The sequence below is a fragment of the Pseudanabaena biceps PCC 7429 genome (assembly GCF_000332215.1).
GTDB lineage: Bacteria > Cyanobacteriota > Cyanobacteriia > Pseudanabaenales > Pseudanabaenaceae > Pseudanabaena > Pseudanabaena biceps.
The window spans coordinates 1-11,283 of the sequence record NZ_ALWB01000107.1 but is presented as its reverse complement, the minus strand read 5'-3'; the positions used below and the strand labels follow the sequence as shown (position 1 = coordinate 11,283).

Annotated in this window: 9 protein-coding genes and 3 pseudogenes; 6 read left to right on the top strand and 6 right to left on the bottom strand. The window is 45.1% G+C overall.

Annotation, left to right across the window (positions count from 1 at the left end; genetic code table 11):
- Positions 1–61 precede the first annotated feature (61 nt).
- Positions 62–842 (top strand): annotated as a pseudogene (locus tag PSE7429_RS27765) (NF041680 family putative transposase); the annotation flags it as partial.
- Positions 843–953: 111 nt separating this feature from the next.
- Here the strand turns inward: PSE7429_RS27765 and PSE7429_RS12970 are convergent.
- A pseudogene (locus PSE7429_RS12970) lies at positions 954–1,400 on the bottom strand (IS256 family transposase); the annotation flags it as partial.
- An 81-nt stretch (positions 1,401–1,481) separates the two neighbouring features.
- Here PSE7429_RS12970 and PSE7429_RS25165 point away from each other — a divergent pair.
- Together PSE7429_RS25165 and PSE7429_RS12965 are read left to right on the top strand one after the other, a co-directional pair.
- A pseudogene (locus PSE7429_RS25165) lies at positions 1,482–1,854 on the top strand (transposase); the annotation flags it as partial.
- Positions 1,855–2,090: 236 nt separating this feature from the next.
- Complete coding sequence (locus PSE7429_RS12965; protein WP_009627664.1) at positions 2,091–2,510, top strand: helix-turn-helix domain-containing protein; 420 nt, start codon at positions 2,091–2,093, stop codon at positions 2,508–2,510.
- Positions 2,511–2,612: 102 nt separating this feature from the next.
- Here the strand turns inward: PSE7429_RS12965 and PSE7429_RS12960 are convergent, their stop codons facing one another.
- The 5 genes from PSE7429_RS12960 to glyQ form a co-directional block, all read right to left on the bottom strand.
- Positions 2,613–3,461, bottom strand: coding sequence for a HEAT repeat domain-containing protein (locus tag PSE7429_RS12960; protein ID WP_009627663.1), 849 nt, complete (start codon positions 3,459–3,461; stop codon positions 2,613–2,615).
- A 36-nt stretch (positions 3,462–3,497) separates the two neighbouring features.
- Positions 3,498–4,313, bottom strand: coding sequence for a HEAT repeat domain-containing protein (locus tag PSE7429_RS12955; protein ID WP_009627662.1), 816 nt, complete (start codon positions 4,311–4,313; stop codon positions 3,498–3,500).
- Between the two features lie 625 nt (positions 4,314–4,938).
- The gene (gene cpcA, locus PSE7429_RS12950; RefSeq protein ID WP_009627661.1) at positions 4,939–5,430 is read right to left on the bottom strand and encodes a phycocyanin subunit alpha; all 492 of its coding nucleotides are present in this window, start codon (positions 5,428–5,430) and stop codon (positions 4,939–4,941) included.
- A 58-nt stretch (positions 5,431–5,488) separates the two neighbouring features.
- Positions 5,489–6,010 (bottom strand): phycocyanin subunit beta, encoded by a 522-nt coding sequence (locus tag PSE7429_RS12945; protein ID WP_009627659.1) that lies wholly within the window; start codon positions 6,008–6,010, stop codon positions 5,489–5,491.
- A 610-nt stretch (positions 6,011–6,620) separates the two neighbouring features.
- Positions 6,621–7,535 carry a glycine--tRNA ligase subunit alpha gene (gene glyQ, locus PSE7429_RS12940; RefSeq protein WP_009627658.1) on the bottom strand — a complete coding sequence of 305 codons (915 nt, stop codon included), beginning with the start codon at positions 7,533–7,535 and terminating at the stop codon, positions 6,621–6,623.
- A gap of 84 nt (positions 7,536–7,619) precedes the next feature.
- On the opposite strand from glyQ, the gene PSE7429_RS12935 reads away from it, so the two are divergent.
- The 3 genes from PSE7429_RS12935 to bchI all read left to right on the top strand — a co-directional run bounded on the left by PSE7429_RS12935 (position 7,620) and on the right by bchI (position 10,875).
- Entirely contained in the window at positions 7,620–8,336 is a 717-nt protein-coding gene (locus tag PSE7429_RS12935) for a biotin--[acetyl-CoA-carboxylase] ligase (protein ID WP_052017712.1), read from the top strand.
- Positions 8,337–8,345: 9 nt separating this feature from the next.
- Positions 8,346–9,407, top strand: a complete 1,062-nt coding sequence (locus PSE7429_RS12930; RefSeq protein WP_009627656.1) for a M23 family metallopeptidase — start codon at positions 8,346–8,348, stop codon at positions 9,405–9,407.
- Positions 9,408–9,801: 394 nt separating this feature from the next.
- Positions 9,802–10,875 carry a magnesium chelatase ATPase subunit I gene (gene bchI / locus PSE7429_RS12925; protein WP_009627655.1) on the top strand — a complete coding sequence of 358 codons (1,074 nt, stop codon included), beginning with the start codon at positions 9,802–9,804 and terminating at the stop codon, positions 10,873–10,875.
- Positions 10,876–11,283 lie beyond the last annotated feature (408 nt).

Here is an 11,283-nt window from a genome sequence, read left to right as displayed (position 1 = left end):
TTGCATTTTATCAGTTTTCGATCTCCTTGGAAACCATTGCTTGTATGCTTTTCTTGCTTTTTCAGTAAGCCCTACTTATGACAGTGAATATGGCAGTGCTGCCTTTATGAATTTGACCGAGGATATCCCAGCAGACTTATTGCTGCGTCTACGCCCGAATCGATGCTTATACAAAGCACCTGAACCCTATAGTGGCTCTGGTCGTCCTCGCAAGCATGGTGATAATTCCAACTTGCCAATGCTGATAGTTGGGGAGACTCATCGGCAACTTTTAGCTTAGAGGATGAGACGGTCGGACAGGTGCAAATCCAGCAATGGTCTGATTTGCACTTTAAAAAGCATCCCAACGACATTTCCAAGTTATTCGAGTCACCCATCCCCATTGCTCTGGTTTATGGTTAGCTTGGGTCGGTGAACAAATGCCAACTTTAGAGCAGATTTGGCGCTTGTACTTACGCCGTTTTGCCATCGACCATTGGAATCGCTTTGCCAAACAACGTTTACATTGGACGCTGCCACAATTACTGACTCCTCAACAGGCTTTGCGCTGGAGTGACCTCATGCCGTTACTCTCTTGGCAGTTATGGCTGGCGCGTCAACTGGTGATTGATACTCCTTTGCCTTGGCAGAAGCCTCAAACTAATCTTACTTTTGGTCGTGTCGCTCAGGGCTTTGCCGCACTTTTAGTCAGGATCGGCTCTCCTGCTTGTTCTCCGAAACCTCGTGGTAAGTCTCTTGGTTGGAAATCTGGGCGCAAGCGCGATCCTTATCCTCGCTTTCCTATCATCAAAAAACGCGCTTCTCGTCCCAAAAAGGTCAACAAAGACATCCTTAATTCCTAATCCTAAATATTCTCCTTTTCATTCTCTTGGATTTTGCCCAGTTCTCCATTCTCTGGGTTACTTTTTCCTGCTCTTTTTCTGATTAGCTTAATCAACTTAGTCTAAACTCCAGTCAATTACCTCATCAGTGACATTGGAAATAAGCGTTGGTGATACTTCGACCCCATACATTTCTTGCAACTGGGCTTGGATATCCCTGACACTCATACCTCGCGCATACAAGGCAATGCTCTTCTCGTCTAATCCTGACAGTCGATTTTGTCCTTTCTTCACCATCTGTGGTTCAAACTCTCCTTGCCGATCGCGCGGGACTGCGATTTCGGCTACACCAAATTCCCCTTGCACTTTTTTCTGGCTATAGCCGTTACGACTGTTGCTTTGTCCTTCTGGTTTCGATTCATGCTTCTTGTACCCTAGATGGGTCGATAATTCTGCTTCCAAGGCTCGCTCCACTAGTGCGGTGGTTAGTTGTTTCAGGATTCCTCCTTCTCCGAATAAGTCGGGTGGTGTTTTACATTCTTTCAGCAATTCATCGAGCAGTTCTTTGCGTATATTCATCGGTTTTAGTGTTAGTTATTGTGTGTCTAGATTATCTCTCTGTATATATCCCAGACTTTACACAAAATACTCTACACTCTCCAAGTTTCCGCAGATGGAGCCTATGACCATCGTCATTGTTATGACGAGATAGCCCAACATGGTGCTAAAGCCGTGATTCCTCCGCGCAAAGATGCCAAAATCTGGCTTCATGGCAATACCAATGCTGCACCACATCCCCGTGACCAAAATCTCCGTTATATCCGTAAACATGGGCGTAAAAATGGAAACGTGACTCAGGTTATCATCGTCGTTCTTTGGCAGAAACCACGATGTTTCGTTTCAAAAAATCTTTGGTGGTACTTTATGTTCTCGTAAATTTGACAATCAGGCGGTTGAGTTGTTCATCAAATGTGCTGCGCTTAATCGCATGATTCAACTTGCTAAACCTGTCTCCTGTTCTGTTGTTAGTTAATTATCTATCCTAATATTCTCTATTCTTTTGTCTTCTTTTTATTCATGCAACAACGCCTGTCGGCATGATTCAGATCCTCCTCAAACGTCTCGCTTAACTTCTCAAACACGCTCTTAGGGTTTAAGCCCCTTGGCTGTTCTCCAGTCAAGGTAATCGCTATAATTGGTATAAAATCATTCAATGACGTTAGATTAACTTTCTATCTCGAAATCTAACAAAGTTGTTGATATTACAAGATGCCACCAAGGTTACAGGTCAAAAACGAGGATTGCTCGCCGCTAGGGCTATACGTTCTTCAATATTTAGAAGAGCAAGACATTAGTATGAATCATCTCGCGGAGTTGACAGGCGTACCTCAACCAAGACTGCGAGGAGCCTGTTTTAAAGGTACTTGCCCGACTCCAGAGACTTTAAGAAAATTGGCTAAAATTATGGGGAAGCATCACTTAGAGCTTTACACTTTGGCTTATCAGGGGCGGATTGAGCAAGTTCCTGAAGATGTAGATGATAATTTACTTGATATCCTCATCAGACAAATGTTAGAAACTGCGAGGGAACTTAATTTAGCGATGCCCAAGGTTCAGCCCTCCAAAGCTAAAATTCGGAAAGCACTAATGGAGTTAGGATTTAGGGAAAAACGCGAAGAAATTCCCTAGAAGAATTTATCGCTAGATACTCTCAACTCAAAATATATAGGCGGCGCTTTGCGCCGCCTATATATTTTGAGTTGGGATGCTGTGCAAGAGATGGCTATTTAATTAATCATTGGCATCCTTAATCGTTGTTGCCAATTGCTCAAAGCGACGAGGATCGCCTTCGCTAGACTTATCCAAGCGCTCTTGACGTTTCATTTCATAGAGCTTATTTAAAATATCTTGCCAATCGTTAGAAGTTAATGGCGATTCCCGATCAGCGATCGCCTGTTGGCGATCGGGATGAGCAACATGGGGGGAATTAAGTTGTTGCAGTCTTTGCTCAAGCCTTTGTTGGGCTAGCCAGACGCGCCCACGAATCGCCAGCACTTCATCATTGCAGGACATGATATTCAGTTGGGTTTTGATTGCCGATCGCCATAGAGGCTGCATAGGTGCGATCGCGATCCCTAAAGACTCTAAACCCACTACCGACGCATAGCGTACCACCCATTCCTCATCCTGTTGGGCGACAAATAGGAGTGCTTCTAAGGCTTCTTCTTGGGCGACCTCCCGCAATTCATCAGGAAACCAATGCCATTTCATCGCCCCTAAGCCCTTAACTGCCGCACGCCTTACACTAAAGGCAAAGTCAGCCGTCGCCACTCCCAACAGAGTTACCAAACCGCGTGGATCGCCAATCCCAGCCAGAGCGCGAATCGCCCATGCTCTTGCCGTATAGTTATGCATATCCAGCAATTCCAGTAGAGGCGGAACCGACGCACTCCCCAGCAAAATCAATCCGTCTACCGATGCCACCGCTGCCCCAGGATTATTGTAACTAAGGGCTTCGATTAAAACTGGAATTGCACCTTCTAACCTCGCTGCTGCCAAATTTTGGACGGCTTCGAGTAATAGCTTAGAGGAATCTGCTTCTTCTACAGCTTGAATGAGTTGGGAAAGGCGATCGGTCATAGGATAGAGAAGATAGGGCGCTTGCGATTCTCTACTTTACAATAAATCATCCATTAGTGCCATGACCCTAATTGCGCCATCGGTCAGTTCAGGAGGAATTGCTAAGGGGATCTGTTTTTCCAATAATCCCTTGAGCGAAATTAGCTTCAAACTGTTTTCAGCCATAGTATTACTAATCGCTTCGGCCGCTCCTAAATAGCCGATCGCGCCCAAGTCTGAGAGAACCGTACGCCGCAGTTGTAAATCTTTATTAGAGAGAGCGGCAACTAAGCGATCGCCATATTGATTTGCCTCGTCTGCCGCTGAAAGTTGATACATAGCCCTCGCCGCCGCATATTGAACCTTGGGCGTAGGATGCTCCAAAAAAGGCAAAATATCAGGAATTGCTTCTACTGCTCCTAAGGTTCCTAAAGCTTCTAGAAATGCATCGTAGGGGTGTTCGGGTTCCGAGTCAGTGCTAGTTTGGAGATTGGGATTTTTGATTAATTCCACCAATTTAGATAAACAAGAACGATCTCCCAGCATTTCCAAGGATTGAGCAGCAGCCTCACGGACATAAAAGTCTTCGCATTCCAGCGACTCGATCAGTGCTGGTACGGCGCGGCGATCGCCTAGCTTACCCAAGGCTCTTGCTGCATTACGTCGCAAGGGATATCCCCCCGCCTCAGTGCGATCGGCTTCATCGGCTAAAGCTAAAATCAAGAGATCGATCGCCTTTGGTACATTGACCCGAAAACGCCCCAACCACCAAGCCGCATAAATCCGCAAGCCTAAATCTTCGCATTGCAGGTTGATTAGCGCCTGTTCGATGGTTAATTGGTTATCATCTGAAATTTCAGATTCTGGATTCATAATTTAAGAATATCTTTGACTATGTTATCTAGGACTATGCTATCTAGCTTCGACTCCGCTCAGCTAACTTTGGCTGAGCGAAATCGAAGCCACAGGTACTTTAATTAATCGCAAGTCCCTAACTGGGTTTGAATTTTAATTGTGAATTATAAGTAGCTGGGTACAATTAAATATAAAACCCCAAAAGCTGTAGTGCACGCTGCGCGTGCGCTACAGCTTTTAATTCTGGACTTTAATTATGCCCAGCTACGTAGCGATCGCCAAATGTACGTCACTAAATATAACAGGACATAAAACCCAAGAATTGATTGGTGGCGCTCCGCGCCACCAATCAATTCTTGGGTTTTGATTTGTCCTAAGTCAAGTGGCTATAGCTAAGTACCTCAGCATAATTAATACCAAGTTAAGAAATGGCTACGCCATTTCTTAACTTGAAAACCCTTACTGGGTTTGATTTTTAATTCACAAAAGTGTTGTCACACTTTCGTGAATTGGTATAAAATCCAGATCTAAAACCTGCGGCGTACGCGCAGCGTACGCCGCAGGTTTTATGGTTAACTAAATGGCACTAAATCTAGAAAACAAAAAGCACCCCATTGGGGTGCTTTTTGTTTTCTAGACCAGACTATAGCAATGCGTTGATTGCGTAATCGAGGTAGGAGTTAGCTTCAACAGCAGCATCACCAGACAAACCATGGTTTGCTTTGATGTACTTCAAAGCTTCAACGTACCAGCTAGGAGACAATTCAAAGGTACGGTTGATTTCAGCCAAACCAGCGATGAGGTAGTCATCAAGAGGACCTGTACCACCAACAACTAGAGAGTAAGTAACAATGCGGAGGTAGTAACCGATGTCTCTTGCACACTTCTCTTTACCAGTTTGGGTAGAAGCGAAGTTGTGACCAGGAGTGGTGGTGGTGTAAGGATACTTTTGGTAAACAGCATTAGCAGCACCAGATACCAAGGACTCAGCCTTTTCGGTCAAAGCTCTAGCAGCAGCTAGTCCAGAACCTGCTTGACGGAAACGACCAAAAGCAACTTGCAATTCGCTAGAGCTGAGGAAACGACCTTGAGAATCTGCAGAAGCTAGTGCTTCGGTTAAAGGGGTCTTCGACATGACTTAGAATATCTCCAAATAAAAATTATTAACGCGAATTAAACAAAAGAATTAAAAACTAGGAAACTGCGGCTGCGGCTCTGTCAAAGTAGCTGCTGAGTTCAGCGATTAAGCTGCTGCAATCACCACGGGTTACGCCGTTAGGATCGTTAGCAATTGCGATAGCTGCTTCCTTGATCTTTTGAATACCAACTGCAACGGAAGCACCAGGAGTACCAAGGGCTATGTAGGTTTCTCGCAAACCATTCAACGCACGATCATCCAAGATGCTGGAGTCACCAGCATAGATAGCATAAGTTACATAGCGCAAAATGATTTCGAGGTCACGAATGCAAGCTGCTGCACGACGGTTGGTATAAGCATTTCCACCAGGAGCGATCAATGCTGGTTGCTCGGCGAATAGAGAGCGAGCAGCATCAGCAACAATCTTGGAAGAGTTACTAGTAATACGGTTGACGATATCAATACGCTTGTTGCCATCAGCAACCAAAGCGCTCAAAGCATCTAGTTGAGAAGAGGTGAGGTATGCACCACGTGCGTCAGCTTGGGCTACTACCTTGGCAAATGCATCTAATGTCATGTTACGTTTATCTCCAATTGTGTTTTAAGTGTCTTTTAAAAGACTGTGATAGGCAAGCCCATCAATGGATATTTAGTCTAGCCAGTTGCTCTAATCTGTAGTTAAAACAAACTAGAAAAATTTATATTTTTAAATAGACCGAATAATTTGATTGAAAACGGAATTAAATAAATCATTGAATATTAGTATCGAGTATAAATACTCAGTCAATTATTCATTTAGCTTCGTTTAGCTCGTTCAAATTTTCAGCTTCTTTGTTTATACTATGTCGTTGGATCGTTTTTCATTACAGATTGTCACAATTTATAAAGTATTCGTTAACAAATCCCATAATTTGCGATCGCAGAAGCAATTCACAATCTAATATTTGCGCTCTAAATCAAACTGGAAGCCATGAATATATTCTTCTGTCCATTCCGAACCATAGAATCGATTAAATCGATTAAACATTTGCCTAGTGGGATTCTTTCCCTGAAGGCAGGACCCGATAGCACACGTATCCCAACTCACCATAATTTAAAACTAAAACCAGAAGCGTCCCGCTCTCTCTTAGCCGAGAAAATCTAAAAAGGACGGGCGGCGCTTCGCGCCGCCCGTCCTTTTTAGATTTTTAGATTGGTACTCCTAACTCAGCACCTAAAGGAAAGCCTAATGCTTCTCTCTGGGCGTAATACAATTTGGCAACTTGACGCGCTAAGTTGCGAATACGTCCGATATAACGCACCCTTTCGGTTACGGAAATAACCCCTCTTGCATCTAGCAAGTTAAAGGAATGGGAGCATTTCAAAACATAGTCAAAGGCTGGTAATACTAATTCAGCTTCTAACAAATGCCCTGCTTCTTTTTCATACTGTAAGAAAAGCTGGAACAACAAGTCAGAATCCTGTGGTTTACCGCCAAAGTTACCGAAGTTATAGCCGCTATACTCGACCTCTCCTTGATGATGGACTTGACCATATTTGATGTCACCTAGGGTTGGGTGCGATCTCCATAGGATGTCATAAACCGAATCCACCCCTTGCAGATACATAACTAGACGTTCCAAACCATAGGTGATTTCCGCAGAGACGGGACGACAGTCTAAACCACCAACCTGTTGAAAATAGGTAAACTGGGTAACTTCCATTCCATCGAGCCAGACTTCCCAACCCACACCCCAAGCACCAAGGGTCGGTGATTCCCAATCATCTTCAACAAAACGGACATCATGATCGGCGGGATCGATACCTAGATGTTTGAGACTATTTAGATATAACTCGAGGACATCATCGGGGGATGGCTTGAGGATGACCTGAAATTGGTAATAATGTTGCAAGCGATTGGGATTTTGCCCATAGCGCCCATCGGTTGGGCGGCGACATGGTTCGACATAGGCGACACTCCAAGGCTCTGGACCGATCGCTCTTAAAAAAGTATGCGGACTCATGGTGCCAGCCCCCTTTTCTATATCGTAGGGCTGGGCAATCAAACATCCGCGATCGCTCCAATAGGTTTGCAACGCCAATATAACCGACTGAAAATCCATGCTGTACGGGACAATAACACTAGTGTTTTTTATCCTATCAGCGTAGTGTTATCTTTTGAGTGGATATTACTTTGTGAATACTTTGTGAATTTTACAGTTATCAACTACGAAGAGCTGGACTCGACCAATAATGAAGCTTGGCGATTGATCGATCGCCTTGAAGTTGCATCCCAGACTGCCATTATTGCCAAACGCCAAACTAAAGGCAGGGGACAACGTGGCAACCAATGGCAGTCCGACTTGGGGGGCTTGTTTATGTCGGTAATTTTGCAACCTAACTTAGCCGCATCGCAAGCCAATCAAATTACACTCTGGTCAGCTTGGGGAATTGCCAAGGCACTTAACGCAACTGGGGCAAATGTAAGGCTCAAGTGGCTGAATGATCTGTTAATCGATCGCCGCAAATTGGGAGGTATCCTGACTGAGACAAGAATTGAGGCGGGGAAAATTCTGTATGCGGTGGTGGGGATCGGTATTAACTGGACAAATCAAGTACCTGAAGGAGCGATCGCTCTGGGCGAGTTGCCTACAACTTTATCTAGTATGGACGAACTCATTGAAGTGGTGCTGGCAGGGCTCGAACTGGGACAAATTCGCAGCGAACATGAAGGAATGGTGGGCATTTTGGCGGAATATTTACAGATGCTAGAGCGCAAAAATGTACACCAAACGGTTGATGGTCAGGAACTTCAGGGAGAAATAATCGACATTAGACCAACAGGCGAACTGGTAGTAAGATGGGAGGGAAATTCCCAAAACGCGATCTATCAGCCCCAAAACTTTTCTGTCGGCTATCAGTAGACTTAAAATATGCGCAAATCCACAATCTCGACAATTACCCTAGCAACGCTGCTTTGCCTCTCCACAAATAACTATGTTCTAGTTGGCTCTGCATATGCCGCTAATAAATCCGCCATCTCACCTGATATCGCAGTATCCCAACCTTCCACTCCAGCAACTCAAGCCCAACCTCGGATCGCTCCTGTCGCACCCACTACAATCGAAATTGAAGGTAAAAGCAACTTTACTGCTGCCCCAAATTCAGCGCCAGTCAATCAAGCCGTAGGAAATTCTGGCTATAACCAAAACTCTGTCCAAAACTCCGTAAGGGTTAATATCGAGTCTGCATCTACAGTTTCATCGAAATCGGGTTCAAAAATTGATGTCAAGCGATCGCAACCCGTCGAAATTGTTTTAGAAAATCGCTCCAATGGTTGTCAGGCAAGGGCTAGTGAAATTTCAGGTCGTAGTAACAATCTCTGCGCTCCAGAAGTCGCGATCGCTTCTAAACAAAACTACTACCAAAACGGCAATGTCCTTTACGCCGCCGCATCTGGGGATAACTCCATCCAAGTCCGTCGCCTCACCCCCCAAGAAATTGCTGCTATGAGCCTGCCTAGCAATGGTGACAAGCGTATGTTGTTTCCATTAATTGCGCCGACTACGATTAGTTCTTTGTTTGGAACTCGCGTGCATCCAGTTACGGGTCAAGTCCGCTTTCACCAAGGGACAGACTTAGCAGCCCCCGAAGGAACACCTGTGATTGCAGCCTTTAGCGGTCGTGTAGAAATAGCAGGATGGCTGGGTGGCTATGGCTTAATCGTCGTCATTTCCCACGGAGAAACCCATGAAACTCGCTACGCCCACCTGTCTGAAGTATTAGTTAAACCAGGACAAGAAATCAAGCAGGGCACGGTGATTGGTTTAGTCGGTAGTACGGGTATGGCAACTGGTCCCCACTTACATTTTGAGATTTGGCAAAAGATGAAAGAGGGTTTAGTCGCGATCGATCCCACCCCACAGTTGGTACTTGCCATGGAGCAGTTAGAGAAATATCTCGCTCAAGCCACGAAGTCCCCCAATAAGGCTTAGGCGATCGCCTTTTACAGTTAGGTCATTAAACAATAATTAGCCGTTGCGGCGCTTCGCGCCACAACGGCTAATTATTCACTGGGAAAGGAGTAGTTACTTAACGCCAATTCACTGAAGTTTTGGCTCACATCAGTGAATTAAGAAACAAACCCAGTAAGGTTTTGCAATTCAAAAAAAGGCGATGCTTTTTTTGAATTGCTAAGTAGCTACGCACAAGTAAACTTAAAACCTAGAAGAGCGTACCGCCCGCGTAGCGGACGGTACGCTCTCTGGTTTTGGTTTTTAATTATGCCTAGCTACTTAGTAGTCTTTCCATGATTTTCCCGAAGATAGTAGATGAAAAGCTGTATATTGGCTAGAGTGACAATTTTATCGATCCAAAATTTAAAAAACCTTGATTGCTACTCCCATTAAACCAACTGTAACGACGAGACGACCTGTATTTCCTTTCACCGCTGTGATCGGACAGGAAGAAATGAAGCTCGCCCTGTTGCTCAACGTCATCGATCCCAAAATCGGTGGGGTGATGGTCATGGGCGATCGCGGTACGGGCAAATCCACCACCGTTCGCGCCCTTGCCGACCTCCTACCCGAAATCGAAGTTGTTGCAGACGATCCCTTTAGTAGCCACCCCACCGATGGCGACTTACAAAGTGAAGAAGTGCGCCGCCGTATTGCTGATGGTGAAACATTACCCGTTAGCACCAAGCAAGTAATCATGGTGGACTTACCCCTCGGTGCAACCGAAGACCGCGTATGCGGAACCATCGATATTGAAAAAGCGCTATCGGAAGGTGTCAAAGCTTTTGAACTAGGACTACTTGCCAAAGCTAATCGTGGCATTCTCTACATTGATGAAGTGAATCTCCTCGACGATCACCTCGTCGATGTATTACTAGACTCGGCTGCTTCGGGCTGGAATACCGTTGAGCGGGAAGGGATCTCCATCCGCCACCCTGCCAGATTCGTCTTGGTCGGATCGGGCAACCCTGAAGAAGGAGAATTACGTCCTCAATTACTTGATCGCTTCGGGATGTATGCAGAAATTCGCACTGTCCGCGAGCCAGAACTACGGGTACGCGTGGTTGAAGAGCGGACTAATTTTGATGGCAATCCTCACGGATTCCTCAAAGACTATGCATCTCAACAGGAAGAACTCCAGTCTAAAATCGTCAGAGCACAAACAATTCTCGGTGAAGTTGATATCCCTCACGATCTACGACTGAATATCTCCAGAGTTTGCTCGGAGTTGAATGTTGATGGTCTGCGCGGCGATATTGTTAGCAATCGAGCCTCTAGAGCGATCGCTGCTTTTGAAGGTCGTAAGGAAGTAGAAGTAGATGACATTAAGCGTGTCATTGGTCTATGCCTCCGCCACCGTCTGCGTAAAGATCCTCTCGAATCCATTGATACGGGCTACAAGGTTCTCAAAACCTTCAATCAAGTTTTTGGAATTGAAGAAGAGTAAAACCCACAGGGGTAATTTGTGAATTGCCCCTGCTTTCTTCCCAAGAAGAGAATAGCAGCGCGAAGCGCTGCTATTCTCTTTTAATCCCAAGTTAAGAAATGGCATAGCCATTTCTTACAGCAATTATCGATCAAACGAACCATAAGGAAATTTCTGAAAGCGTTGCTTCGCAACGCTTTCAGAAATTTCCTTGGTTTGGGTTTGAGCGCAATGCGCTGTAACTTGAAAAACCTTACGAGGTTTAGTTTTTAATTCACGACAGTGTGATCACACTGTCGTGAATTGCTATAGCTATAGTCAGTAAAACCCAATAGAGAGTTGCGGCGCTTCGCGGCGCAACTCTCTATTGGGTTTTATACCAAATCACAAAATGGCTACGCCATTTTGTGATTTTAAAACCCTTACTGG

Bases quoted from the DNA above. Each gene is read 5' to 3' on its own strand.
- PSE7429_RS12965 (WP_009627664.1), top strand. From the start codon at position 2,091: ATGCCACCAAGGTTACAGGTCAAAAACGAGGATTGCTCGCCGCTAGGG.
- PSE7429_RS12960 (WP_009627663.1), bottom strand. From the start codon at position 3,461: ATGACCGATCGCCTTTCCCAACTCATTCAAGCTGTAGAAGAAGCAGAT.
- PSE7429_RS12955 (WP_009627662.1), bottom strand. From the start codon at position 4,313: ATGAATCCAGAATCTGAAATTTCAGATGATAACCAATTAACCATCGAA.
- cpcA (WP_009627661.1), bottom strand. From the start codon at position 5,430: ATGTCGAAGACCCCTTTAACCGAAGCACTAGCTTCTGCAGATTCTCAA.
- PSE7429_RS12945 (WP_009627659.1), bottom strand. From the start codon at position 6,010: ATGACATTAGATGCATTTGCCAAGGTAGTAGCCCAAGCTGACGCACGT.
- glyQ (WP_009627658.1), bottom strand. From the start codon at position 7,535: ATGGATTTTCAGTCGGTTATATTGGCGTTGCAAACCTATTGGAGCGAT.
- PSE7429_RS12930 (WP_009627656.1), top strand. From the start codon at position 8,346: ATGCGCAAATCCACAATCTCGACAATTACCCTAGCAACGCTGCTTTGC.